This is a genomic window from Bacillus cereus group sp. N31, from assembly GCF_016483245.1.
GTDB lineage: Bacteria > Bacillota > Bacilli > Bacillales > Bacillaceae_G > Bacillus_A > Bacillus_A toyonensis.
In genome coordinates this window covers 38,404-62,353 of the sequence record NZ_JAEHCH010000030.1, presented here as the reverse complement: position 1 = coordinate 62,353, position 23,950 = coordinate 38,404, and the positions used below count along the sequence as shown (strand labels likewise).

Here is a 23,950-nt window from a genome sequence, read left to right as displayed (position 1 = left end):
ATCAGCTGTAAATTTAACCATAGAAAAACTGCACCTCCAATTGTTAGACGGTGTCTAACAATTGGGGTGCAGTTCAGAAGTCGCTCGTTTTTTTGTTTTGTCCCGTAAAAGCCCAATGGATAAAGGTTGATTGAAGTTTCACTTTATATATGTCAATAAATACATAATAAATATTTTTTCAGTTGTAACAAATATGACGAAAATTAAATATAACAATTCACAAAAAGGACAAAAACTTTGCTCAATATTTCACAAAGTATCCATGGTTTCTATCGTGGGAATCTCTATAATTAAGAGTGTAAAGAACAAAAGAAATAGATTATATGATCAATTAGGAGAGATTGCTATGAAAAGAAATACAAGAAAAATTGCAATTATCGGTACTGGATTAGTTGGATCAAGTTGTGCATATTCCATTGTAAATCAAGGCATTTGCGAAGAGCTATTATTAATTGATATAAATCATGAACGTGCAGTTGGGGAAGCGATGGATTTATCACATTGCATTAACTTTACAAATACAAGAACAAAAGTATATGCAGGAAGCTATGAAGACTGCAAAGATATGGACATCGTTATTATTACAGCGGGACCAGCACCAAAACCTGGACAAAGTCGCTTAGATACTTTAGGAGCGAGTGCGAAAATTATGGAAAGTGTTGTTGGCGGCGTAATGGAAAGTGGATTTGACGGTATTTTCTTACTTGCATCGAACCCAGTTGATATTATTACATATGAAGTGTGGAAATTATCTGGATTACCTAGAAATCGTGTGATCGGTACTGGTACATCACTAGATTCTTCTCGCTTAAGAACAATTTTATCTGAAATGTTACATGTAGATCCTCGTAGTATTCATGGGTATTCATTAGGAGAACATGGTGATTCTCAAATGGTTGCTTGGTCTCACGTAACTGTTGGTGGAAAGCCAATTCTACAAATTTTAGAGGAACAAAAAGAACGATTTGGTGAAATAGATTTAGATGAAATTGTTGAGAAGACTGCAAAAGCAGGATGGGAAATTTATAAACGAAAAGGTACTACTTATTACGGAATCGGAAATTCTCTAGCGTATATTGCGAGCTCAATCTTTAACGATGATCACCGTGTCATTGCTGTATCAGCCATTTTAGATGGAGAGTACGGTGAGTATGATATTTGTACAGGAGTGCCAGCTATTATTACTAGAGATGGTATGAAAGAAGTTGTAGAACTAAACTTAACAGAGGACGAAGAATCTCGATTCGCAAAATCAAACGATATTTTACGTGATTATATGAAAACAATTGGTTACTAACTTATAGGAGAAGGTGAAACAAATGAAGGAATATATAATGTCTCGTGTATTTAAAGCATCTGCTGGAATCGCACAAGGTATTTTCGTATCCCTCGGAATTGGTTTACTGATCGAAAATATAGGAAGAATTGTTGATATTCCATTACTTATTACAATCGGAGTTGTTGCAAAATCACTTATGGCACCAGCCATTGGTGCCGGCATTGCTTTTATGCTCGGTGCAAACGGTCTTGTTATCTTTTCAGCGATGGTAGCTGGAGCGATTGGTGCCGGATCCATTTCAATTACTGAAGCGGGTCTAATCATTAAAACAGGTGAGCCAATCGGTGCATTATTAACAGCAACTTTAGCTGTATATATCGGTAAACGTTTAAGTGGAAAAACTGCGTTAGATATGATGCTCGTTCCATTTGCGGCCATATTAGGTTCTGGTTTAGTTGGTATTTGGTTATCTCATAATATTACTCCTGTTTTAAATACAGTTGGAGCATTTATTAAAGATAGTTCAGCTGGTAGCCCGTTTATCGCTTCTATCGTCATTGCAGTAGTTTGGGGGCTATTACTTATCTCTCCAGCTTCATCAGCTGCATTAGCGATCGCACTTAGCTTAGATGGCGTTGCAGGTGGTGCAGCTCTAGCAGGATGCGTTGCTCAGTTTATCGGATTCTCTGTAATCTCAGCGAAAGAAAATAATTTAGGTGGCATATTAGCTCAGGCGCTTTGTACTCCGAAAGTACAGTTGCCAAACATTACTAAAAATCCAATGATTCTCGTCCCGACTGTCGTCGCTAGTGCGATAGTCGGCCCAGTATCGGCATTAATTTTCCAATTAGAAGCAGGGAAAGAAATCGCTGGTCTTGGATTAAGTTCTCTTATCGCACCAATTAACTTAATTTCCAGCGAAGGATGGGAAGTTGTCCCAGCGATGGTAATCACTTATATCATCATTCCAGTAGCTGTTTCTTATATACTTTACATTGCTCTTAAAAAAGCAGGTCGTATTCACTCTGGTGATATGACTGTACCGCAATCTTAATTTGAAAATCTCCTTAATAATAGATAAAAGCAGACTGAAGAAGCCACAGTCTGCTTTTTTGTTATGTTACATCTTATGATTTTGTTTTACTGGAATGCGTACTGTTTCTTTTGCTAATAAGAGCTGAACGCCGAAGTATAATATACTCGCGAGCGTCATTCCAGAAACAGCATCTACAAATGCATGTTGCTTCGTAAATAGTGTTGATAAAATGATAAGTGTACCGAAGAAAGTAAGGATGTAATATTCAAAAGCATGTTGCTCTCTACGCTTAAAGGCAGCTAACATAATTACAAATGTAGTAAGAACGTGAATGCTAGGGAAACAGTTTACCGGTTGATCGATACTATAAATATAGCGAACTAGTTCAGAAAATACGTCTGTTCCAACGACGGTTGGACGTGGTACAGTTGTCTGCCAAAAATAATAAATAGAAAAACAAGCAAGTTTGCCAAGAATTACACTACTTAAAGTAACGTAATATTGCTTTCGATCAGCAAAGCAGTAATAAATAAGTGCGCCGTATAAGTAAGGAAACCAAAGTAAATAAGGAATAATAAATGCTTTTACAAATGGAATCCAATCATCTACTACAGTTGTGACATCTACTGCGTGAACAGTTGATTTATTTAATACGTCGTAAAGGGGACTTACGAGTACGAGTAGAAGTATATAACTTAACGGAAGAAAAGATGAAAGTTTAAATTTCTTCATGATAATCTCCTATGTTTAGTAATGTAGGTAAATTCAATTGATTATAATATAGAAACGTAAATTGGGCTATCGATTTTACTTACATTTTCTTGAATTAACCTTACGTTTTTGTCACTTGACTTAAAAGAAGGGGAGAGTGCTATATGAAGCGTTTATCGTATTTCTTATTTTTTATATTGATATGCCTAGTGAGTGCTGGGTGTGCAAAGGATAAAGAAGGAGAGAAATTAGAATATAACGGGAGAGCACTCGTAATTGGAGTTGTTGGAGAAAAACCGAAAGATACGTTTAGAAATATAAAGTTAGAGGAAATGAAGTTAGAGGAACTGGAAAAGAAATCTAAGGAAGTGGATGGTTTTCTAATAATGAAAGATCACTTTCAAGAAGCCTCAACAGAGCAGTATAAAAGTATATTTTCATCGCTAAAGAAACCAGTGTTTTTTATCGGTTTGCAAGATAAATCATATTCAACGTTTATTACGAAAGGGATAGAGTATAACAGTGCACGAAAAGATGTAAATGCGATGTATACGCAAGGCTTTGCAAATATCGGAAGTGGTGAAGGACAACAATGGGCAGTTGGTTTATCAAATAGTGGAAATACTGAAGAAAGCATTCATAATATGTATATCGTCGTATTTCAAACAATTGCAGATTATTTGAGTCGATGAATAAGGAGCCTGTAAACGAGGCTTCTTATTTTTTAAGCAGAAGCACATATAACAATATGATCGAGAAGCTTACGAAAGCATTACAACGTATGCGAGAGGCATTCCCTGCTATAATGATACCGATTTATAATTTTATATCAGCTATTGCAGATTTAATTATAAAGTTTTAATGAAGCGCATCCAGGAATCGGTTATATAGTGGTTCAAATGATTCCGTTATTTATGCGATTACTTGTTGGGATCGCTAAGGCTATTTTGTCCTACACTAGTAGGTTTTTTTTATTAACAGTAATTCCTCAATATTCATGAAATATGCAAATGTACATATTGTATTTATTTGGATTTTTTGTATGCTAAAATCAAATATAGGGATTTTTGTATATAACGAATTGAAATCAGAAATATCCAATGAATTTTGAGAGGTGTTACATGTTTAAAAACAAGAAATTAATTCGATTTGGTCTAACATTACTTGTATGTTTATTTGTAATTGATTTTACAATCAGTTATTTTCAAGCATATCTTGAATCAGCGGCAGGTATTAAATGGGTAATATCAGAAACTTGGAGAACTATTTTGTTAGATGCCCCTGAAAGTATATTGGTTATTTTAGGCGCAATTGCTTTATATGATTTTACAAAAGAAACATCTCCAAAAGACGCATCAATTTAAATGCGTCTTTTTTATTTCATTCAATTAGCAATTTCGTGGATGGTAGTTTTGCTATCAATAATGGGAAATTATGTCATACAATGAAGATAATATTAGAAATTTATGAGGAGGATTACGTTGGGGAAATTTTTAATTAGTTATGCTGCAAGTTTGCTTGCTTTTATTATCATATGGTTCTTAATACCGTATATTTCTAATCCTGGTTATTCTTACGAGAATGATTTACCTAACATATTTGGATTCATTATAATTCTCATTATATTTGGTAGTATATTAGATCTTGTAGCTTGCCTAATTGGAGAAGTATTATACAGGAACATAAAACAATGTAGGAAGTTTCGATTTGGAATTCCTGTATTTATAGGACTCGCTCTTATCTATATATGTATACTCTCTCTTTTTACTATTACAAGTACATATGCTTCTAGTTTAGTTGCGCCTATTATTATGGGGTGCTTAGCTTTTTATTTAGTACGTAGAAAAATATAATTAACTTCAACTAACGATAATTATGTAAATGAGATAGTGGCGGTTCCGCAAAGATTTTGAATAAACTAAGAAAAAGTAGAGAACTATACATTTCTGCTTTAATAAAGGATACGTTTACCTTTAGATTCATGATAAAAAGAAGTACCCCTGTCACTAATCAAGGGTACTTCTTTTTATATTTCAGTCAGTAATTTAAATTTCATATTCTCAGGAGCAGTTACTTTGGCGTTATTGAGGATAGGTTTAATAACTTTTTTATGGGCTCACTACTACAGTCAAAATCGTTAATTCCTTTTATCTGTACGCCTTTGTCATTTAAAGTATTTTCAGGTTTTGTGACCATAGGCTGAAATGGTTAAATAAACGTTTGTTTAAGATGTATGTTCGGTAGGAAGAAACCGATGCAGCTCAAGGGATAACAAAGAAAAAGGGGAATGAATCAAACGTTTGTTTAAGATGTATGTTCGGTAGGAAGAAATCGATGCAGCTCAAGAGCTAACAAAGAAAAATAGGAAGTTAATCAGACGTTTGTTTAAGATATATGTTCGGTGAGGGATGAGAGAAGAATCTACAAAAAATATATATTTATTTTTTCTTAACAAATGGCGGAAAAATAAGAAAAATTGCAGGATTATTAAAAATTATCACGAAATAAGTAAAAGTTTAGCGAATAATCGTTTGAAATAATAAAACGTTTTCTATATGATAAAGGTAAAGGTTAGTAAAAAAGTAGGTGAATTTATGACAGTAACATTTTATTCATATCCAAAGTGTGGCACATGTCAAAAGGCAAAGAAATGGTTTGAGGCAAACGATGTAGCATATGAGATGATTCATATTGTTGAAAATCCACCGTCAAAAGAAGATTTACGTAATTTACATGTAAAAAGTGAATTACTATTAAAAAAATTCTTTAATACAAGTGGAATGCGTTACCGCGAACTTGGTCTAAAAGATAAGTTGAAAGATGCAAGCGAGGACGAAATGTATGAGCTTTTAGCATCTGATGGCATGTTGATTAAACGTCCAATTGTAACAGATGGAACGAATGTAACACTTGGTTTTAACGAAGAGCAGTTTGAAAGTGTGTGGAAAAAGTACCAATAAGGTATTTTTACATAATTAATACATTCACTGGAGGTACAGTCATGAGCATTCCAAATAATTTACGTTACTCTGAAGAACACGAATGGGTAAAAACTGAAGGTAATGAAGTTGTAATCGGTATTACTCACTTTGCACAAGGTGAGCTAGGCGATATCGTATTCGTTGAACTTCCTGAAGTAGGTGCAACAATCGAAGCTGACGAGCCATTCGGAAGCGTAGAATCTGTTAAAACAGTTTCTGAATTATACGCACCTGTAAGCGGTAAAGTTGTAGCAGTAAACGAAGAATTAAGTGACCAACCAGAACTTGTAAACGAATCTCCATACGAGGGTGCATGGATGGTTAAAGTTGAACTTTCTGATGCAAGCCAAGTTGAGAAGTTATTAACTGCAGAAAAATATGCAGAAATGACAAACCAAGACTAATTTTAGTCAACTGAAGGACAGCCTTTGTGCTGTCCTTTTTATTTTGTGCTACATAATGAGTTGAAAAGCACATATATATGAATCAATTATCATGTGAGAGTACATTAATGGGAAATCTATTTAGTGAAGTTTCATGCTTTTTACAATCTAAACGAGCCATTTCCGCTTTTCATTGTCCAGCTCCAGCGGCTAGAACAGTCGGTCATTTCACTCCTGAACTTGAGGCAAAAGGCGCCTCTAGTTCAGGAGTTCCAATTGCCCTCTTGTTCTAAACAAGCCGCTTCCGCTTTTCTTGATTGTCCAGCTCCAGCGGCTAAATTGTTCGGTGGCTTCGCTTCTTCCTACAAGGCAAAAAGCGCCTTTACGTCAGAAGCTCCATCCCCCTCACAATCTAAACAAGCCGCTTCCGCTTTTCTTTTGCAAAAATAAACAGGAAACAACATGAAAATAACGAATATACTATATACTAAGTTAAAGGTTGTATAGTATATGGTGATCGGGTGATGACATATGATTTATGTAGAAAAAGTCATTATTGTAGAAGGTAAATCAGACAGAAGAAAGATTGAATCTATTATTCGTGAACCGGTGGAAATTGTTTGTACAAATGGTACAATTGGTTTGTCGAAAATGGATGAGCTCATTGATCAGTTTTTTGATAAGGACGTATATGTGCTAGTGGATGCTGATGATGCAGGGGAAAAGTTAAGGAAACAGTTTCGAAAAGAATTTCCGCAAGCAGAGCATATTTATATTGATCGCTCGTACCGAGAAGTGGCGACTGCACCTTCTTCACATTTAGCAAATGTATTATGGGGAGCTGACATTGACGTTTATACAGAATATTTACGGTAAGGAATGATAGAAGTGATTGACTGGACAGGAGCCGAAGCTAAAGCCCTAATAGAGAATGAAGAAAAAACAGTGCTATATGTATATACACCGATGTGTGGAACATGCCAATTAGCAAAGAAGATGTTAACGGTTGTCGAGATGACGATTGAAGAGTTGAAAATTGGAATGTTAGATTTAAATTATGCTCCGCATTTAGCGAAAGAGTATGGAATCGAAAGTGTGCCTTGTTTACTTGTTTTTGAAAATGGGACACTCATGAAGAAGATATATGCATTTCATTCGGTTGAATATTTATATACGGAATTAAAGTAGGCGGCAAAGTTTTTGCCGCCTCGACATATTTCTTGGGAAATATGTCGACATGCGGGATGGATACAGTATTTGTCGAGCGAAAGTAACAGGATTGCTCTTTAGTGAGAGGGAAATGGTATGTAATAGAAAGTGATATGAAGGATGTGATTTAGGGTGAAATTATATTCTTTGCTTCAATCATTTGTAAATTACGCTAACGGTCAATATTATTTAGAACCGCTTTTAAGACAAGGAGAAAAAACTGTTAATTTCCGCTTTGGAGATGAAAGTTGTTCATTACAAATTTCAAGAGATTATATAGAATTGTCACAAGAGGCAAGAGGAACGGAACAAATTGTGTGCTTAGATGAAGAGGATGTAAAACAATTAGTGAACGGAAATGTAAGATTGCAAACGTTAATGAACGATGGACGTGTGCAATATTCGGGAACATATCGAACGATGCTATTAGTTGAATCGATGTTTCATATATGTAAACCGATGTCAGTAGGTGCTTAAAATTCTGAAGTTTCTTGTTTTGTGAAAATTCTTGTTGACATGACGTGTGGATATTGATACAATTCAATTCATAAAATATAGACAATTTCATAAATTACAAATCAGACGAAAATTAAATCTGATTTCTCTTATCAAGAGAGGTGGAGGGACTGTGCCCTGTGAAGCCCGGCAACCGTCAACTTATGTTGAAATGGTGCCAATTCCTGCAAAGCGAATGCTTTGAGAGATGAGAGAGGGATAATGTTGTTATATACGCATATAAACCTTTCTGCTTCTCTAAAGCGGAAAGGTTTTTTTGTTGTTTGAATGTGGAGGACATTCAAATAATAAGAGGAGCTATGGCGATAGATTACACGCATGAAAAATAAAAAAATTGCGGAGTCTATCCAAAGTTTTATGAAATCCAGCTCCAGCGGCTAGAACAGTCGGTCGTTTCATCCCTTCCTATGAGGCAAAAAGCGCCTCTATGCCAGGGATTCGGGCGTCCACTTGTTCTAAACGAGCCGCTTGCGCTTTTTACTTAAAAAAGGGGTGAACATCATGATCTTATTAGAAAATGTAAAGAAAATATATAAGGCAAAAAGCGGTGATGTCACTGCTGTAGATAACGCCAATTTAAAAATAGAAAAAGGCGAAATATTTGGTGTTATCGGATATAGTGGTGCTGGGAAAAGTTCTTTAATAAGGCTGTTTAATCAGTTAGAGAAACCAACTTCTGGCCAAATTACAATTGCAAATCGTGTCATTTCAGCAATTACAGGAAGTGAACTTCGTAAGGCACGGCAAGAAATTGGAATGATTTTTCAGCACTTCAACTTACTTTGGTCACGAACTGTACGCGAAAATATCGCATTTCCACTTGAGATTTCAGGTGTTGATAAGGAGAAGAGAAGAAAACGTGTTGATGAGTTAATTCATCTCGTTGGATTAGAAGGAAGAGGAGACGCGTATCCATCCCAGTTAAGTGGTGGACAAAAGCAGCGTGTTGGGATTGCTAGAGCGTTAGCTAACAACCCACAAGTGCTTTTATGTGATGAAGCAACGTCAGCACTTGATCCGGAAACGACAGATCAAATTTTAGATTTACTACTTGATATTAATAAGCGTCTCGGTTTAACAATTGTATTGATTACACATGAGATGCACGTAATTCGAAAGATTTGTAATCGTGTTGCGGTAATGGAGAAAGGGAAAATCGTAGAAACAGGTCCAGTACTTGACGTATTCCGTAATCCACAGCAAGACATTACGAAACGCTTTGTACAGCAGTTAACAGATTCTGAAGATACAAACGAAACAATTGAAAGTTTAATTGAAAAATATCCAGATGGCAAAGTAATTCGCTTGCAGTTTGTCGGCGAGGCTGTAGAAAGACCAGTACTTCAAAGGTTAATGCAACGCAGTGATATAGAAGTTAGCATTTTGCAAGGAAATATCGCACAAACGAATAACGGTTCTTACGGAAGTTTAGTTGTTCATTTAAATGGTGAGGAAACAGCAATCCAGCAAGCGATAGAGGGAATACATCAAGATCAAGTAGAGCTGGAGGTGATTGCACATGGATAAGTTACTCGCAAATGTTGATTGGAATCAAATGTTAGAAGCGACTGGTGAAACGTTATATATGACGGCAATCGCAGCGCTTGCCACATTTGTTTTAGGACTCATTTTAGGATTGTTACTCTTTATGACATCGAAAGATAATTTATGGGAAAACAAAGCGGTTAATACAGGGATTGGAGCCTTTGTAAACATATTCCGTTCTATACCGTTCATCATTTTAATCATTTTATTAATTCCATTCACAAAGATTATCCTTGGAACAATTCTCGGGGCTAGTGCAGCATTGCCAGCTTTAATTATTGGAGCGGCACCATTTTACGCAAGAATGGTTGAAATCGCACTTCGTGAAATTGATAAAGGTGTAATCGAAGCTTCAAAAGCAATGGGGGCAAAAACAAGCACAATCATTTTAAAAGTGTTAATTCCAGAATCATTACCAGCGTTAGTATCTGGTATTACGGTAACGACAATTGCTTTAGTAGGCTATACAGCAATGGCGGGAGTTGTTGGTGCTGGTGGTCTTGGAACACTTGCTTACTTAGAAGGATTCCAGCGTGGAAATAACGATGTAACAATCGTTGCGACAATTTGTGTCTTGCTAGTTGTATTTTTCATTCAGTGGATTGGTGATAGTGTAACGACTCGAATAGATAAAAGATAATGAAAACAGGAGGGTATTTCAAATGAAAAAATTATTACTTACAGCACTTATTTCAACTTCAATTTTTGGGTTAGCTGCTTGTGGCGGGAAAGATAAAGATGAAAAGAAACTAGTTGTTGGGGCTTCTAACGTACCGCATGCTGAAATTTTAGAAAAGGCAAAACCGTTGCTTGAGAAAAAAGGAATTGAATTAGAAGTGAAAAAATTCCAAGATTACGTGTTGCCAAATAAATCGTTAGCGGATAAGGAATTAGATGCAAACTACTTCCAGCACATTCCGTATTTAGAAAAAGAAATGAAAGATAAAAAATATGATTTTGAAATAGCGGGGAAAATTCATTTAGAACCAATTGGTGTATACTCTCAAAAGTATAAGAGCTTAAAAGAACTGCCAGACGGGGCAACAATCATTATGAGTAATTCCGTTACTGACCATGGACGTGGTTTAGCAATTTTACAAAAAGAAGGTATTTTAAAAATTAAAGACGGAGTAGATCCAGTTAGTGCAACTCCGAAAGATATTGCAGATAATCCGAAAAACTTAAAGTTCAAAACGGATATCGAGCCTGGTTTATTACCACAAGTGTATAACAATAAAGAAGGCGACGCTGTTTTAATTAACTCGAACTATGCAATTGATGCGAAATTAAACCCAGAAAAAGATGCGATTGCAATTGAAGGTAGTGATTCTCCGTATGCTAACATCGTAGCAGTTCGTAAAGGGGATAAAGATAAGAAAGAAATTAAAGCTCTTGTAGAAGTGTTGCATTCTAAAGAAATTGAAGACTTTATTGCTAAAGAATATAAAGGGGCAGTTGTTCCTGTAAAAGAATAATTGTTTGAAGAAGGGCTGGTGTATGCCGGCTCTTTTTTTCTAACTACATACCTATAGGGGAGAAGGGGATATCAGATGAAAAAGATTATACTGTCAGTTGTTACAGCACTATCTGTATTTACATTAGCTGCTTGCGGTGGGAAAGAGGAAAAAAAGCTTGTCGTTGGAGCTTCTAACGTGCCACACGCTGTTATTTTGGAGAAAGCACAGCCAATATTAGAGAAAAAGGGTATTAAATTAGAGATTAAAAAGTTCCAGGACTATGTGTTACCGAATAAAGCGTTAGCGGATAAAGAAATTGATGCGAATTACTTCCAACACATTCCGTATTTAGATAAAGAAATTCAAGAAAAAGGATATAAAATTGTAAACGCAGGAAAAATTCATTTAGAACCAATGGGCATTTATTCTAAGAAATATAAAAGCTTAAAAGACCTGCCAGTGGGCGGAACAGTTATTATGAGTAATAACGTGGCTGAGCGCGGCCGTATGTTAGCACTATTACAAAAAGGTGGCGTTATTAAGCTTAAAGATGGAGTAGATGTTGTTAAGGCGACAGTAAAAGATGTTGTAGAAAATCCGAAAAACTTAAAGTTTAAAACAGATGTTGAACCTGGACTGTCACCGAAGCTGTATGAAAATAATGAGGGAGATGCTTTATTTATTAATTCAAACTATGCAATTGATGCGAAATTAAATCCAACAAAGGATGCAATTGCGATTGAAGGATCAGACTCTCCGTATGCAAATATTATTGCAGTTCGTAAAGGTGACGAGAAGAAAAAAGAAATTAAAGAACTAGTAGAAGTATTACATTCAAAAGAAATTCAGGATTTTATTACTAAAGAATATAAAGGTGCTGTACTTCCGGTAAGTGAATAAACGTAAGGAAAGGACTGGGAATTTACCAGTCCTTTTTTCTTTATATATATAAGAAGAAAGGTGTATCATATAAGGATGCAAAGGAAATACTTATAAACATTTGTGAAAAAATTGTTACTTTTTTTCGTCGTTTGCGATATCATTTTATTTGATATAAAATTAGAATGAGAATAAAATGAGAATATGAACGTTTTAGGAATTTTTAAAATGTATATATAGGATTAATGGAGGTATTGAGATGGCTGGTTCTACATTAACGGTTAAAGACTTACACGTATCAATTGACGGCAAAGAAATTTTAAAAGGTGTAAACCTTGAAGTAAAAGGTGGAGAAATCCACGCAATTATGGGACCTAACGGAACAGGTAAATCAACTTTATCTTCTGCAATTATGGGTCACCCAAAGTATGAAGTAACAGAAGGTAGCATCATCATTGACGGTGAAGATGTATTAGAAATGGAAGTAGACGAGCGCGCACAAGCAGGTCTATTCTTAGCAATGCAATATCCAAGTGAAATTAGCGGAGTTACAAACGCTGACTTCTTACGTTCTGCGATTAACGCACGTCGTGAAGAAGGCGATGAAATTTCTCTTATGAAATTTATCCGTACGTTAGATAAAAACATGGAATTCCTAGAAATGGATCCAGAAATGGCACAACGTTACTTAAATGAAGGTTTCTCTGGCGGTGAGAAAAAACGTAATGAGATTCTTCAATTAATGATGATTGAGCCAAAAATTGCAATCTTAGACGAAATCGACTCTGGTCTTGATATCGATGCGTTAAAAGTTGTATCTAAAGGTATTAACCAAATGCGCGGCGAAGAGTTCGGTTGCCTAATGATTACGCATTACCAACGTTTATTAAACTACATCACTCCAGACTTCGTTCACGTTATGATGAACGGTCGTATCGTTAAATCTGGTGGCCCTGAGCTTGCACAACGTTTAGAAGCTGAAGGTTACGACTGGATTAAAAAAGAATTAGGTATTGAAGACGAAACAGCAGAGCAAGAAGCGTAAGAGAGGAGCATAAACATGACAATCGGTACATTACCTTTCGATCAAGAAACAATCCGTCAGCGCGCTAGCGAAGTAAACGAAGCTGCTTGGTTGACTGAGTTCCGCTTACAAGCTCTTGCACAAGCAACAGAACTTCCAATGCCAACGCCTGATAAAACGAAAATTGAAAAATGGGACTTTATCGGAAAAGGCGACGCTGCTAAGCAAGAGCCTGTAAGTTCTTTAACAGAGCTTCCAGAAGCAGTGAAAAACTTAATCGATGAAAATAACAGCGTACTAGTACAACGTACTGGTACAACTGCGTTCGTTTCTTTAGCAGACGAAGCAAAAGAAAAAGGTGTTATTTTTACAGACATCGTAACAGCTGCAACAGAGCATGCTGAACTATTACAAAAGTATTTAATGAAAGACGGCGTGAAAGTAGACGAGCATCGTCTAACTGCACTTCATGCTGCATTAATCAACGGCGGTGCATTCGTATATGTTCCGAAAAACGTTGTTCTTGAAACTCCACTTCAAGCTGTATTCTTAGTAGACGGCGAAGAAGCTAACGTATATAACCACGTATTATTCGTAGCTGATGCGAACAGTACTGCAACTTATGTAGAAAACTATGTTGCAAATGAAAATGCTAAAGGTATTGCAAATATCGTAGCAGAAGTAATCGTGGAACAAGGCGCACAAGTGAAATTCGGTGCGGTTGATTTATTAGCAAAAGACGTAACAACTTACGTTAACCGCCGCGGCATTGTAGGACGCGACGGCCGCATTGATTGGGCTCTAGGCCTTATGAATGACGGAAACACAATCTCAGAGAACGTTACGAACTTAATGGGCGACGGTTCATATGCTGATACGAAAACAGTAACAATTGGCCGTGGTAACCAAACACAAAACTTTACAACTAAAGTTGTTCACTTCGGTAAACACTCTGAAGGTTGGATTTTAAAACACGGTGTACAAAAAGATAGTGCAACATCTATCTTTAACGGAATTGGTAAGATTGAACACGGTGCATCTAAATCAAATGCACAACAATCTTCTCGCGTTCTTATGTTAGACGAGAAAGCTCGCGGAGATGCAAACCCAATTCTTTTAATTGACGAAGATGATGTAATGGCAGGTCACGCAGCTTCAGTAGGCCGCGTAGATCCGTACCAATTATACTACTTGATGAGCCGTGGTATTCCAAAACGCGAAGCAGAACGTTTAGTCATCCATGGATTCTTAGCACCTGTAGTAAATGAGCTTCCAATTGAAGGAGTAAAAGCACAGCTTGTTGAGGTAATTGAAAGGAAAGTTCGCTAATGAATATTCATGAAATACGCAAACAGTTTCCAATTCTTGATCAAAAAGTGAACGGCAAACAACTTGTTTATTTCGATAGTGCAGCAACTTCTCAAAAACCAATTCAAGTCATTGAAACGTTAGAACGTTACTATAAAGAATATAATTCTAACGTGCATCGCGGTGTTCATACGCTCGGTACGAAAGCTACTGACGCGTATGAAGGTGCACGTGAGAAAGTTCGCAAGTTTATTAACGCGAAATCAATGGAAGAGATTATTTTCACGCGCGGAACGACAACAGCATTAAATACAGTAGCGGCTAGCTATGGTCTTGAAAATGTAAAAGAAGGCGATGAAATCGTTATTTCTTACATGGAACACCATAGTAACATCATTCCGTGGCAACAAGTTGCGAAGAAAACTGGCGCAACTTTGAAATACCTTCCGCTTCAACTAGACGGTACAATTTCTTTAGAAGATGTTCGTCAAACTGTTACACCGAATACAAAAATCGTTTCTATTATGCACGTGTCAAACGTACTTGGAACGATTAACCCTGTAAAAGAAATCGGAGCAATCGCACATGAAAACGGTGCAATCATGATCGTTGATGGAGCACAAAGTGCACCTCATATGAAAGTGGATGTACAAGATTTAAACTGTGATTTCTACGCATTATCTGCTCATAAGATGTGCGGACCAACAGGTGTCGGCGTATTATATGGTAAGAAAGAATTGCTAAACAATATGGAACCAATTGAATTTGGTGGTGAAATGATTGATTTCGTAGACTTACAAGAATCTACGTGGAAAGAGCTTCCGTGGAAGTTCGAAGCAGGTACACCGATTATCGGTAATGCAATCGGACTTGGTGCGGCAATTGATTTCTTAGAAGAAATCGGTCTTCATAATATTGAAAAGCATGAACATGAATTAGCGCAATATGCTTTAGAAAGACTATCAGAAGTAGATGGCGTTACAATTTATGGTCCAAAGCATCGCGCTGGCCTAGTTACATTTAATATTGAAGACGTACATCCTCACGATGTAGCAACAGTATTAGATGTGGAAGGCATTGCAGTTCGCGCAGGACATCACTGTGCACAACCGCTTATGAAGTGGCTAAAAGCTTCTTCAACAGCACGTGCGAGCTTCTATTTATATAATACAAAAGAAGAAATTGATACATTTGTTGAATCGCTAATCAAGACAAAGGAGTATTTCACAAATGTCATTTAATAATTTAGATACGTTATATCGTCAAGTTATTATGGATCATTACAAAAATCCTCGTAACCATGGCGTGTTAGAAGATAGTGTTACCGTTAACTTGAACAATCCAACTTGCGGCGATCGTATTCAACTTACGATGAAAGTAGAAGAAGGTATTGTGCAAGAAGCGAAGTTTGAAGGAGAAGGATGTTCCATCTCAATGTCTTCAGCTTCAATGATGACACAAGCAGTAAAAGGTAAGAAAATTGAAGAGGCACTTCAGCTTTCTAAAATTTTCTCTGATATGATGCTAGGAAAAGAGTACGATGACAGCATCGATTTAGGAGATATTGAAGCATTACAAGGCGTATGCAAGTTCCCTGCACGTATTAAATGTGCAACATTAGCGTGGAAAGCGTTAGAAAAGGGCTTAAACGAAGATAAGTAATGTTAAAGGTTCCTAAAAACGAGGTTATCTAAGGAGGGACACACCAACATGGCGAAGCAACTGCCAGATATCGGCGATTACAAATATGGTTTCAAAGACAAAGACGTTTCGATTTTCCGTGCTGGACGCGGTTTAACAAAAGAAATCGTTGAAGAGATTTCACGTATGAAAGAAGAACCACAGTGGATGTTAGACTTCCGTTTAAAATCACTGGATAAGTTCTATGAAATGCCAATGCCACAATGGGGCGGCGACTTAAATGACTTAGATTTCGATGAAATTACGTACTACGTAAAACCATCTGAGAAATCTGAGAAGTCTTGGGATGAAGTACCTGATGAAATTAAAGCGACATTTGATAAATTAGGTATTCCTGAAGCTGAGCAAAAATATTTAGCTGGTGTATCTGCACAGTACGAATCTGAAGTTGTATACCACAACATGAAAGAAGACCTAGAAGCTCTAGGAATCGTCTTCAAAGATACAGATAGCGCATTAAAAGAGAACGAAGATATTTTCCGTGAGCATTTCGGAAAAGTAATCCCACCAACAGACAACAAATTCTCTGCATTAAACTCTGCAGTTTGGTCTGGTGGATCATTCATCTACGTTCCAAAAGGTATTAAAGTTGATACACCACTTCAAGCGTATTTCCGTATTAACTCTGAAAATATGGGACAATTCGAGCGTACGCTTATCATCGTAGACGAAGGCGCACACGTACACTACGTAGAAGGTTGTACAGCACCTGTTTACACGACTAACTCACTTCACAGTGCAGTAGTAGAAATCATCATTAAAAAAGATGCATATTGCCGTTATACAACAATCCAAAACTGGGCGAACAACGTATACAACCTAGTTACAAAACGTGCGGTTTGTGAAGAAAACGCAACGATGGAATGGATTGACGGTAACATTGGATCTAAATTAACGATGAAATACCCAGCAGTTATCTTAAAAGGCGAAGGCGCTCGTGGTTTAACGTTATCTATCGCGATTGCTGGTAAAGGCCAACACCAAGATGCTGGTGCGAAAATGATTCACTTAGCACCAAACACTTCTTCAACAATCGTTTCTAAATCGATTGCGAAGCATGGTGGTAAAGTAACTTACCGTGGTATCGTACACTTCGGACCAAAAGCGAAAAACTCTCGTTCTAACATCGAGTGTGACACGTTAATCATGGATAACCAATCTACATCTGATACAATTCCTTACAACGAAATCAAAAACGATTACGTTTCACTTGAGCACGAAGCGAAAGTATCGAAAGTATCAGAAGAACAATTATTCTACCTAATGAGCCGCGGTATTTCTGAGCAAGAAGCTACAGAAATGATCGTAATGGGCTTCATCGAGCCATTCACTCGCGAACTTCCAATGGAATACGCAGTTGAAATGAACCGCCTAATCAAGTTTGAGATGGAAGGTTCTATTGGTTAAATAGATTAAAAAAGCGTCCTGCTGTGCAGGGCGCTTTTTTGTTTTGCGGATTTGTCTTGGCTTGGTAGAGGATACCTGGGTGGGTGTTCAGCTAAATATATCAGCGATTTTTCAAATATATCGATCATAACTCGGAATATATCAGCGATTATTTCAATATATCGACGATTCGACAAGGGATATCGACTTATCAACAAATTACGACATAGCAAGAGGAACGAATACCCCGCACCCTTCAAACAGGAAAGGAGCATTTATACATAAAGAGGGCGACTGGAAGTAGTTGAGGCTAAGATACTGACAAATACAGTAAAGAATTCATAGGAAAATTCCCCACGATAAACTTTCTGAAAACTCCCCGTTCTACCAATGAATCCACAGATTTAAAAAATAAAGTTTCTCATATAAAAAAGGACAATCTTTTGCTTTTTCTCATAATGCGAGTACAATGTAAAATAGCAAGAAAAGACGAAAAGTATTTACAGGATTATTGCGTACGTATAGCGTAAATGGCAGTAAGGAATTGAGAGGAGGTTTTTTCTCTGAATATAAATAAAGAAACAATCATCCACCTTTATCATACAAACGATATACATAGTCATTTTGAAAATTGGCCGCAAATTTCTCGGTTTGTACAAGGGGAGAAAAAGCGAAGACAGGAAGCGGGAGAGACTGTTTTAACTGTGGATATTGGCGATCATGTGGATCGTTTTCATAGTATTTCGGAAGCGACAAATGGGCTTGGAAATACGAAGCTTTTGAATGAGGCGTTATATGATTATGTAACGATCGGAAATAATGAAGGAATTACGTTAGCGAAGGAGCATTTGAATCGTCTATATGATGATGCTGGATTTGAGGTGCTCGTCGCGAATTTATTTGAAAAAGAAGGTGTACGTCCGGAGTGGGCAAAGCCTTATAAATTACATACAACGACAGATGGGATTACAATTGCTTTTATCGGGTTAACGGTAGCTTATCCAGAGTTTTATCATATGCTCGATTGGCATATTGAAGATCCGCTTATCCATTTAGAGTCTATTTTAGAAGAAGTGAGAGATGAGGCTCATATTACAGTTGTCCTTTCGCATCTTGGAAAAAGTATGGATGAGTATATGGCGGAGCATTATGATATAGATGTTATTTTAGGTGCACATACGCATCATTTATTTGAGCGCGGTGTTCTTATGAATAATACTTTACTTTGTTGTTGTGAAAAGTGGGGCCGTTACGTTGGGCACGTGCAGCTTACTGTAGATAAAGAGACGAAGAGACTGTTGAAGAAGGACGGTAGAGCGATTAAGACAGAGCGGTTAGGTGCTTATAGTAAACCGTTATCCACAATTGAAATGCTGCAGGAAGAAAGTAAGCATATCATGGCAGAGCCTGTCGTTCATTTAAAGGAATCATTACCAGTTGATTGGTTTCATGAGACACCATTTTCGCACATGTTAGCAAATGCGCTGAAAACGTGGTGCGGTGCAGAGATTGGAATGGTGAACGCTGGTGTACTTCTTGAGGGATTAGAAGAAGGTGTTGTGACGCGCGGAGATATTCACAGAATTTGTCCACATCCAATTAATCCATGTGCGTTGAAAGTGTCAGGAAAAACATTAAGAGAAGTGATCTTGAAAGCACGCCGCCCGAATATGGAGAATCTTGAGGTGAAAGGATTCGGATTTCGAGGAAAAGTGATGGGGAAAATGATTTACGCTGGTGTAGAAGTCATTCCAGATACGATTCCTGGGAATAAAATTTTACTCGAAGATGTATTGATTAACGGGGAATCGCTGGAGTTAGATCGTATATATACGGTAGGAACGATTGATATGTTTACATTCGGATACTTATACCCAGAGCTATCCACACTTTCTGACAAACAATATTATATGCCGGAACTACTTAGAGATGTGTTAACAGACGTGTTGATAACTCATACATCTTCCGTCAAACTATAGGCTAGTTACTTGTAACACTCATTTTTCTCTTGTCATACAGATAAGAAAGAGAGGAGTGTGAACTATGGTTAATGTGGAGCCAATTATAATCGATAATTATACGTTTATTGCGGTTAGTGTAAAACTTCCAAAGACAAATTTGCTAGCTGTAATGAGCGATAAAGGATATATTATGTGTGGTGCATTAGATGTAGGTCTTTTAAATGAGAAGTTAGGTGATCGGGGAATTATTGCTGGCCGTGCGGTTGGTGTAAGAACCATTGAACAACTTCTTGAAGCACCGTTAGAATCCGTAACGACTGGAGCGGAAGCGTTAGGTATTCCAGTAGGAACGATTGGAAAAGAAGCGTTATTAAAAATGAGATAAGCATATATCGTCCCTCCTTCTTGCATAGAAATGATATAAGAAGGAGGTTTTTTTATGAGCATATTTCGTTCGAAAAATTCGCGGTTTCGAAGGGGACCTATTTCCTTTCGGTACATACTGCTTATGTCGTTTATTCTTTTTGTGATATTACTAATGCAAGGATTATGGATTGTGAATAACAGCATTCAGCCAACGTTAATGAAATATGGGGAAGTAGAGACGCATAAAATGGCGACAGCAGTCATGACGAAGGCGGTAAAGGATAGAATTAATGAAGGATTCGACGTCGATTCATTAATGAAAGTACAAACGGATCGGAACGGAAGAGTATCTACAATTAATTTAAATACAAAGCAAGTAAATGAAATCGTAACATCAACGACCACATACATAGAAAAATATTTACAGCAAGTAGAACAAGGGAATTTGAAGGAACTAGGTATTTCTGAAAAAAACGGGGCGACTATGGCAGTTCCTTTTGGTCGTGTAACGGATAATGTGCTTCTCGGAAATCTGGGGCCAGATATTCCGATTGATTTCACGACAATCGGTCATGTAAACACGGATATTAAACAAAAAATTGAGCCGCATGGGATTAATAATACAGCGATTCAAATTGTTATGGAGATGGAAGTAACGTTGCAAGTGATTATTCCATTTCATACGAAAGAAATAAAAGTGAAACAAGATGTTCCGATTGCAACGCGCATTGTTCAAGGAGAAGTGCCTACTTATTATGGAAGTGGTGGCGTTGTTGTACCGGATAAAAAGAAAACGGATAGTTAGCGAATATAAAGTGAAACTTTAATCAGTGGGGGGCTTTTACGGGTAGTTGATCCCCAAGCGACCGAACTCCTTTGCTTTCGCTGAATTTTGAGGTAGGGGTCTTACTGCCGGGCAAATAGCGGGATAAAAAATAACCGTAGCAATCTGCTACGGTTATCGTTTTGTATTTGCTCGTTCTTTGCGTTCCCACAAGCTTAAATGCATGTATGGATCGAAGGCCCATTCTGTATAGCCATTGTCTTTATACATGCCAAAATGTAAGTGGGGCGGAAATTTTCCGGCTGTACCAGGAGGTCCATAACCGGTGCTACCAACAAATCCGATTACTTTTCCTGGCTCAACAATTTGTCCAAGCTGTATTTCTTTTGAGAACCCGCCTAAATGAGCGTAATAATGGTAATTGTTATGAAGGTCGCGAATACCAATGCGCCATCCACCAAGGCGGTTCCAACCTTTCGTTTCAATAATGCCATAGCAAGTCGATCTTACTGGCACGCCATATCCGGCAAAAATATCGGTTCCTTCATGAATCCTTCTGCCGCCAAAACTTCTTCCAGCGCCGAAAGTACTCCGATAGCTATGGTCACTACGAATCGGAAGAGGGAAAGCATTTCCTTCTAAATTAATACGTCCATAATGTTTATAAATTTGGGCGTATTCACTAATTAAATCAACTGTTTTTGCACGTCTATAATATTCCCAGAGCATAATTTTAATACGGTCTTCTGACGTTCCTTGTTTCCTTAAAATAGTCGCTGCGGTATGCAGAAGATCACGGTCGCTACTTGCATTTGCAAATCCATCTTTGTCACCATCTAAACCTATTCCGCCAAATAGAGAAATTGTATGGGGGAGAGTATCGTTACTATTAATAGGTCCAGCCCATATTTCTGGTTTGAAATAAAGGGAAATGATGGCATCTGGTTTTTTCGGAATATCTTTTCTTACGCTCCGTATATTTCTTTCATATTGATCCATTGCAGCTAAGTAATACCATGGAATGCCTGAAGATTGCTCGGTTTCTTTATATAGTGCCATGCGCTTTTCGTATATGCTTTGCTGATTATCTTCACCGTAAGCGATGTTTTGGTGGAGAAGAAAACAAATAGAAAGCAAAAGAGAAATTTTTCGAAGCATGAAATAGACTCCTTTCACAACATCACTCTTTTTAGTGTGGGATATACGGAGTATTTCATTATAGGGAACGATTGGAAAAAATCTTAGAATCTTCATTTGAGCAAATCGCTTTCATACGTTAGAATAGATATGTTACATTGAAAGAAGCGAACACGGTAAACTATTTCATATTGTGCGGAGTTGATAACCATGACAAAACAAACAGAATATAAGCGCAAGCCCGAATGGTTGAAAATTAAGTTAAACACGAATGAAAACTATACAGGCTTAAAGAAAATGATGCGTTCTAAAAATCTTCATACCGTTTGTGAAGAGGCAAAATGTCCGAATATTCATGAATGCTGGGCTGTAAGAAAAACAGCAACATTTATGATTTTAGGTGCGGTTTGTACACGTGCTTGTCGTTTTTGTGCGGTTAAAACAGGCTTACCAACGGAGCTTGATTTACAAGAACCAGAACGCGTAGCAGATTCAGTAGTACAAATGGGCTTAAAGCACGTCGTTATAACAGCGGTTGCACGTGATGATTTAAAGGACGGGGGAGCAGCTGTTTTTGCTGAAACAGTACGCGCAGTACGTCGTAAAAACCCATTCACGTCTATCGAAGTATTACCATCTGATATGGGTGGAGTAGAAGAAAACTTAAAAATGTTAATGGATGCAAAACCAGATATTTTAAACCATAACATTGAAACAGTACGTCGATTATCTGACCGAGTTCGCGCTAGAGCAAAATATGAACGTTCATTAGAGTTTTTACGTCGAGCGAAAGAAATGCAGCCTGATATTCCAACTAAATCGAGCATTATGGTGGGCTTAGGTGAAACGAGAGAAGATTTAATTGAAGCAATGGATGACTTACGTGCAAACAATGTGGATATTTTAACTCTTGGGCAATACCTACAACCATCTAAGAAGCATTTACCAGTTCTTAAATATTACCCACCAGCAGAATTTGCAGAGCTTAAAGAAATTGCACTTAGCAAAGGATTTAGCCACTGTGAAGCTGGCCCACTTGTACGTTCTTCTTATCATGCGGACGAGCAAGTACGTTCTGCAAAAGAAAAAACAGCAGAAGCCAAATAATGAAAAAAGAGAGCTAACCATTAGCTCTCTTTTTGTTTGTACTCTAAAACAGTATTTGGGCATGTGAATACAATTTTTTTTAATTCCTCTGTGGATAATTCAATTGTAAATTCGGGTACACCAGGTGTAATCAAAATTTTATCATACGTATAAATGGAACTATCCACAATAATCGTTACATCTTGTGAATAACCGAAAGGAGCTACACAGCCAGGGGTGCAACCAGTTTTTTCTCGTAACTCATGTGGAGAGCAAAGTGATAAGCTTTCTCCTGTTATTTCTTTCATTTCTCCTCGGTCGAGCCGAGTACCCTCTAACGTAAAAAATACGAAATAATCTCCGGATTTTGATTTTAAAAATAAGCTTTTACTTGGAGTACCTTGCAAACCGAGTCTTTCACGCACGATACGATCTGTCTCATAATCAAGCACTGGCTCGTGTTCAAACTTTTCATAAGAAATATTTGTTTTATGTAGTAAAGAAAGTACATCTTCATACATATGGAATGATACCCCTCTCTATTGTTAATACAGTCTCTTCTCGTGGCGTCAACTGAGTGTTTCGGAAAGGGATACTACTTGGACGACGCTTCCCATAATCGTTTTATGATACTTTGTTCACCGATTGTAATTTCGTAAACATCAGGATTCGTTAAAGTTCTCCATTCATTAAAGCCGATCGTATGATCAAAGTGCTTTAAAATGAGTGTAAGTAAGTTTCCATGTGTAATGAGTAGTGTTGTAGTATGGTTTAATTTTAAAACGTCTTGGATAAGCGATATAGCACGGTCCGTCGCTTGTTTTGTTGACTCTCCGCCTGAAAAGGCAATATCTATGTTTGTAAAAGTAGATTCTAGTTTTGGCATCCAATCATCCATCGGAACGTTGCTTAATATACGTTCAGCTAATCGTTCATCCTCTTCGATAGATAGGTTAGCTTGGAGCGCATAGGGCCGAATAGAATCGATAGCTCGGACAAATGGGCTCGAAATAATATGATCTATTTGTATCTGATTTTCTAAAAGGAATGTAGCAAGGATATTAGCTTGATTTTTTCCGGCAGTCGTTAATTCGGCATCACGTTTTTGTCCAGTTGCGGAACAATGTCGTATTACAATAATTTTCTTCATAATTCATCCCCATCTTTCAAGTTGACGCTATATACTTCGACAAATGTAGAA

Annotated in this window: 28 protein-coding genes, 1 pseudogene and 1 riboswitch; of the genes and pseudogenes, 25 read left to right on the top strand and 4 right to left on the bottom strand. The window is 37.3% G+C overall.

The window, feature by feature from the left end; all coding sequences use genetic code 11:
- Window positions 1-346 precede the first annotated feature (346 nt).
- Window positions 347-1,297: an L-lactate dehydrogenase gene (locus tag JDS81_RS25985; RefSeq protein ID WP_000828231.1), complete on the top strand. Its 951-nt coding sequence runs from the start codon at window positions 347-349 to the stop codon at window positions 1,295-1,297.
- Window positions 1,298-1,319: 22 nt separating this feature from the next.
- Window positions 1,320-2,333, top strand: a complete 1,014-nt coding sequence (locus JDS81_RS25980; protein WP_000666176.1) for a PTS sugar transporter subunit IIC — start codon at window positions 1,320-1,322, stop codon at window positions 2,331-2,333.
- 66 nt (window positions 2,334-2,399) lie between these two features.
- Here the strand turns inward: JDS81_RS25980 and JDS81_RS25975 are convergent, their stop codons facing one another.
- Window positions 2,400-3,047 carry a phosphatase PAP2 family protein gene (locus tag JDS81_RS25975; protein WP_000713778.1) on the bottom strand — a complete coding sequence of 216 codons (648 nt, stop codon included), beginning with the start codon at window positions 3,045-3,047 and terminating at the stop codon, window positions 2,400-2,402.
- A 143-nt stretch (window positions 3,048-3,190) separates the two neighbouring features.
- Between JDS81_RS25975 and JDS81_RS25970 the strand changes: the two genes are divergently transcribed.
- The 22 genes and pseudogenes from JDS81_RS25970 to yunB all read left to right on the top strand — a co-directional run bounded on the left by JDS81_RS25970 (window position 3,191) and on the right by yunB (window position 20,547).
- A complete protein-coding gene (locus JDS81_RS25970; protein WP_097954536.1) occupies window positions 3,191-3,718 on the top strand; it encodes a hypothetical protein in 528 nt (175 codons plus the stop codon).
- A 183-nt stretch (window positions 3,719-3,901) separates the two neighbouring features.
- Window positions 3,902-4,027: pseudogene (locus tag JDS81_RS30970) on the top strand (quinol oxidase); the annotation flags it as partial.
- A 120-nt stretch (window positions 4,028-4,147) separates the two neighbouring features.
- Window positions 4,148-4,390 (top strand): DUF3937 family protein, encoded by a 243-nt coding sequence (locus JDS81_RS25965; protein ID WP_000475828.1) that lies wholly within the window; start codon window positions 4,148-4,150, stop codon window positions 4,388-4,390.
- Window positions 4,391-4,507: 117 nt separating this feature from the next.
- A complete protein-coding gene (locus tag JDS81_RS25960) occupies window positions 4,508-4,879 on the top strand; it encodes a hypothetical protein (protein WP_097954533.1) in 372 nt (123 codons plus the stop codon).
- 741 nt (window positions 4,880-5,620) lie between these two features.
- Window positions 5,621-5,986: an arsenate reductase family protein gene (locus JDS81_RS25955; RefSeq protein ID WP_097954532.1), complete on the top strand. Its 366-nt coding sequence runs from the start codon at window positions 5,621-5,623 to the stop codon at window positions 5,984-5,986.
- Between the two features lie 41 nt (window positions 5,987-6,027).
- Window positions 6,028-6,411, top strand: coding sequence for a glycine cleavage system protein GcvH (gene gcvH / locus JDS81_RS25950; protein ID WP_000026896.1), 384 nt, complete (start codon window positions 6,028-6,030; stop codon window positions 6,409-6,411).
- A 77-nt stretch (window positions 6,412-6,488) separates the two neighbouring features.
- Window positions 6,489-6,683: a hypothetical protein gene (locus JDS81_RS25945; RefSeq protein WP_179864519.1), complete on the top strand. Its 195-nt coding sequence runs from the start codon at window positions 6,489-6,491 to the stop codon at window positions 6,681-6,683.
- Between the two features lie 238 nt (window positions 6,684-6,921).
- Window positions 6,922-7,266, top strand: coding sequence for a toprim domain-containing protein (locus JDS81_RS25940; RefSeq protein ID WP_000640865.1), 345 nt, complete (start codon window positions 6,922-6,924; stop codon window positions 7,264-7,266).
- Window positions 7,267-7,269: 3 nt separating this feature from the next.
- Window positions 7,270-7,578 carry a thioredoxin family protein gene (locus JDS81_RS25935; RefSeq protein ID WP_002060220.1) on the top strand — a complete coding sequence of 103 codons (309 nt, stop codon included), beginning with the start codon at window positions 7,270-7,272 and terminating at the stop codon, window positions 7,576-7,578.
- 153 nt (window positions 7,579-7,731) lie between these two features.
- Window positions 7,732-8,076, top strand: coding sequence for a hypothetical protein (locus JDS81_RS25930; RefSeq protein ID WP_199688634.1), 345 nt, complete (start codon window positions 7,732-7,734; stop codon window positions 8,074-8,076).
- A 125-nt stretch (window positions 8,077-8,201) separates the two neighbouring features.
- Window positions 8,202-8,309, top strand: a riboswitch (SAM riboswitch).
- A gap of 307 nt (window positions 8,310-8,616) precedes the next feature.
- Window positions 8,617-9,642: a methionine ABC transporter ATP-binding protein gene (locus JDS81_RS25925; protein WP_097954531.1), complete on the top strand. Its 1,026-nt coding sequence runs from the start codon at window positions 8,617-8,619 to the stop codon at window positions 9,640-9,642.
- Window positions 9,635-10,300: a methionine ABC transporter permease gene (locus JDS81_RS25920; RefSeq protein ID WP_000359403.1), complete on the top strand. Its 666-nt coding sequence runs from the start codon at window positions 9,635-9,637 to the stop codon at window positions 10,298-10,300. Before JDS81_RS25925 ends, JDS81_RS25920 begins: the two co-directional genes overlap by 8 nt.
- Window positions 10,301-10,322: 22 nt before the next feature.
- Window positions 10,323-11,135 (top strand): methionine ABC transporter substrate-binding lipoprotein MetQ, encoded by an 813-nt coding sequence (gene metQ / locus JDS81_RS25915; protein ID WP_097954530.1) that lies wholly within the window; start codon window positions 10,323-10,325, stop codon window positions 11,133-11,135.
- 75 nt (window positions 11,136-11,210) lie between these two features.
- The gene (gene metQ / locus JDS81_RS25910; RefSeq protein WP_097954529.1) at window positions 11,211-12,017 is read left to right on the top strand and encodes a methionine ABC transporter substrate-binding lipoprotein MetQ; all 807 of its coding nucleotides are present in this window, start codon (window positions 11,211-11,213) and stop codon (window positions 12,015-12,017) included.
- A 238-nt stretch (window positions 12,018-12,255) separates the two neighbouring features.
- Window positions 12,256-13,041 carry a Fe-S cluster assembly ATPase SufC gene (gene sufC, locus JDS81_RS25905; RefSeq protein WP_000929162.1) on the top strand — a complete coding sequence of 262 codons (786 nt, stop codon included), beginning with the start codon at window positions 12,256-12,258 and terminating at the stop codon, window positions 13,039-13,041.
- A 15-nt stretch (window positions 13,042-13,056) separates the two neighbouring features.
- On the top strand, window positions 13,057-14,349 hold the full coding sequence (sufD, locus tag JDS81_RS25900; RefSeq protein ID WP_000152176.1) for a Fe-S cluster assembly protein SufD: 1,293 nt from the start codon (window positions 13,057-13,059) through the stop codon (window positions 14,347-14,349).
- The gene (gene sufS / locus JDS81_RS25895; protein ID WP_001020759.1) at window positions 14,349-15,569 is read left to right on the top strand and encodes a cysteine desulfurase SufS; all 1,221 of its coding nucleotides are present in this window, start codon (window positions 14,349-14,351) and stop codon (window positions 15,567-15,569) included. The genes sufD and sufS overlap by 1 nt, the downstream gene beginning before the upstream one ends.
- Window positions 15,559-15,990 (top strand): Fe-S cluster assembly sulfur transfer protein SufU, encoded by a 432-nt coding sequence (gene sufU, locus JDS81_RS25890; protein ID WP_000009523.1) that lies wholly within the window; start codon window positions 15,559-15,561, stop codon window positions 15,988-15,990. Before sufS ends, sufU begins: the two co-directional genes overlap by 11 nt.
- Window positions 15,991-16,038: 48 nt before the next feature.
- The gene (sufB, locus tag JDS81_RS25885; RefSeq protein ID WP_001118824.1) at window positions 16,039-17,436 is read left to right on the top strand and encodes a Fe-S cluster assembly protein SufB; all 1,398 of its coding nucleotides are present in this window, start codon (window positions 16,039-16,041) and stop codon (window positions 17,434-17,436) included.
- A gap of 542 nt (window positions 17,437-17,978) precedes the next feature.
- Window positions 17,979-19,394, top strand: a complete 1,416-nt coding sequence (locus JDS81_RS25880) for a bifunctional metallophosphatase/5'-nucleotidase (RefSeq protein ID WP_206772363.1) — start codon at window positions 17,979-17,981, stop codon at window positions 19,392-19,394.
- Between the two features lie 64 nt (window positions 19,395-19,458).
- On the top strand, window positions 19,459-19,761 hold the full coding sequence (locus JDS81_RS25875) for a YunC family protein (protein ID WP_000248467.1): 303 nt from the start codon (window positions 19,459-19,461) through the stop codon (window positions 19,759-19,761).
- Between the two features lie 54 nt (window positions 19,762-19,815).
- Window positions 19,816-20,547, top strand: coding sequence for a sporulation protein YunB (gene yunB / locus JDS81_RS25870; protein WP_097837622.1), 732 nt, complete (start codon window positions 19,816-19,818; stop codon window positions 20,545-20,547).
- 153 nt (window positions 20,548-20,700) lie between these two features.
- Here yunB and JDS81_RS25865 read toward each other — a convergent pair whose 3' ends face one another.
- Window positions 20,701-21,684: a M23 family metallopeptidase gene (locus JDS81_RS25865; RefSeq protein WP_087969461.1), complete on the bottom strand. Its 984-nt coding sequence runs from the start codon at window positions 21,682-21,684 to the stop codon at window positions 20,701-20,703.
- Between the two features lie 189 nt (window positions 21,685-21,873).
- Here JDS81_RS25865 and lipA point away from each other — a divergent pair, with 189 nt between their 5' ends.
- A complete protein-coding gene (lipA, locus tag JDS81_RS25860; RefSeq protein WP_000166372.1) occupies window positions 21,874-22,770 on the top strand; it encodes a lipoyl synthase in 897 nt (298 codons plus the stop codon).
- Between the two features lie 20 nt (window positions 22,771-22,790).
- Here the strand turns inward: lipA and JDS81_RS25855 are convergent, their stop codons facing one another.
- Entirely contained in the window at window positions 22,791-23,270 is a 480-nt protein-coding gene (locus tag JDS81_RS25855) for a YbaK/EbsC family protein (protein WP_000272757.1), read from the bottom strand.
- 74 nt (window positions 23,271-23,344) lie between these two features.
- Window positions 23,345-23,899 carry a histidine phosphatase family protein gene (locus tag JDS81_RS25850; protein WP_097954527.1) on the bottom strand — a complete coding sequence of 185 codons (555 nt, stop codon included), beginning with the start codon at window positions 23,897-23,899 and terminating at the stop codon, window positions 23,345-23,347.
- Window positions 23,900-23,950 lie beyond the last annotated feature (51 nt).

Bases quoted from the DNA above. Each gene is read 5' to 3' on its own strand.
- JDS81_RS25945 (WP_179864519.1), top strand. From the start codon at position 6,489: ATGAATCAATTATCATGTGAGAGTACATTAATGGGAAATCTATTTAGT.
- JDS81_RS25965 (WP_000475828.1), top strand. From the start codon at position 4,148: ATGTTTAAAAACAAGAAATTAATTCGATTTGGTCTAACATTACTTGTA.
- JDS81_RS25925 (WP_097954531.1), top strand. From the start codon at position 8,617: ATGATCTTATTAGAAAATGTAAAGAAAATATATAAGGCAAAAAGCGGT.
- sufD (WP_000152176.1), top strand. From the start codon at position 13,057: ATGACAATCGGTACATTACCTTTCGATCAAGAAACAATCCGTCAGCGC.
- JDS81_RS25855 (WP_000272757.1), bottom strand. From the start codon at position 23,270: ATGTATGAAGATGTACTTTCTTTACTACATAAAACAAATATTTCTTAT.
- gcvH (WP_000026896.1), top strand. From the start codon at position 6,028: ATGAGCATTCCAAATAATTTACGTTACTCTGAAGAACACGAATGGGTA.
- JDS81_RS25985 (WP_000828231.1), top strand. From the start codon at position 347: ATGAAAAGAAATACAAGAAAAATTGCAATTATCGGTACTGGATTAGTT.
- JDS81_RS25875 (WP_000248467.1), top strand. From the start codon at position 19,459: ATGGTTAATGTGGAGCCAATTATAATCGATAATTATACGTTTATTGCG.
- sufC (WP_000929162.1), top strand. From the start codon at position 12,256: ATGGCTGGTTCTACATTAACGGTTAAAGACTTACACGTATCAATTGAC.
- JDS81_RS25975 (WP_000713778.1), bottom strand. From the start codon at position 3,047: ATGAAGAAATTTAAACTTTCATCTTTTCTTCCGTTAAGTTATATACTT.
- JDS81_RS25980 (WP_000666176.1), top strand. From the start codon at position 1,320: ATGAAGGAATATATAATGTCTCGTGTATTTAAAGCATCTGCTGGAATC.
- JDS81_RS25940 (WP_000640865.1), top strand. From the start codon at position 6,922: ATGATTTATGTAGAAAAAGTCATTATTGTAGAAGGTAAATCAGACAGA.
- JDS81_RS25935 (WP_002060220.1), top strand. From the start codon at position 7,270: ATGATAGAAGTGATTGACTGGACAGGAGCCGAAGCTAAAGCCCTAATA.
- yunB (WP_097837622.1), top strand. From the start codon at position 19,816: ATGAGCATATTTCGTTCGAAAAATTCGCGGTTTCGAAGGGGACCTATT.
- JDS81_RS25865 (WP_087969461.1), bottom strand. From the start codon at position 21,684: ATGCTTCGAAAAATTTCTCTTTTGCTTTCTATTTGTTTTCTTCTCCAC.
- JDS81_RS25955 (WP_097954532.1), top strand. From the start codon at position 5,621: ATGACAGTAACATTTTATTCATATCCAAAGTGTGGCACATGTCAAAAG.
- sufS (WP_001020759.1), top strand. From the start codon at position 14,349: ATGAATATTCATGAAATACGCAAACAGTTTCCAATTCTTGATCAAAAA.
- JDS81_RS25850 (WP_097954527.1), bottom strand. From the start codon at position 23,899: ATGAAGAAAATTATTGTAATACGACATTGTTCCGCAACTGGACAAAAA.
- metQ (WP_097954530.1), top strand. From the start codon at position 10,323: ATGAAAAAATTATTACTTACAGCACTTATTTCAACTTCAATTTTTGGG.
- JDS81_RS25920 (WP_000359403.1), top strand. From the start codon at position 9,635: ATGGATAAGTTACTCGCAAATGTTGATTGGAATCAAATGTTAGAAGCG.
- sufU (WP_000009523.1), top strand. From the start codon at position 15,559: ATGTCATTTAATAATTTAGATACGTTATATCGTCAAGTTATTATGGAT.
- metQ (WP_097954529.1), top strand. From the start codon at position 11,211: ATGAAAAAGATTATACTGTCAGTTGTTACAGCACTATCTGTATTTACA.
- lipA (WP_000166372.1), top strand. From the start codon at position 21,874: ATGACAAAACAAACAGAATATAAGCGCAAGCCCGAATGGTTGAAAATT.
- JDS81_RS25970 (WP_097954536.1), top strand. From the start codon at position 3,191: ATGAAGCGTTTATCGTATTTCTTATTTTTTATATTGATATGCCTAGTG.
- sufB (WP_001118824.1), top strand. From the start codon at position 16,039: ATGGCGAAGCAACTGCCAGATATCGGCGATTACAAATATGGTTTCAAA.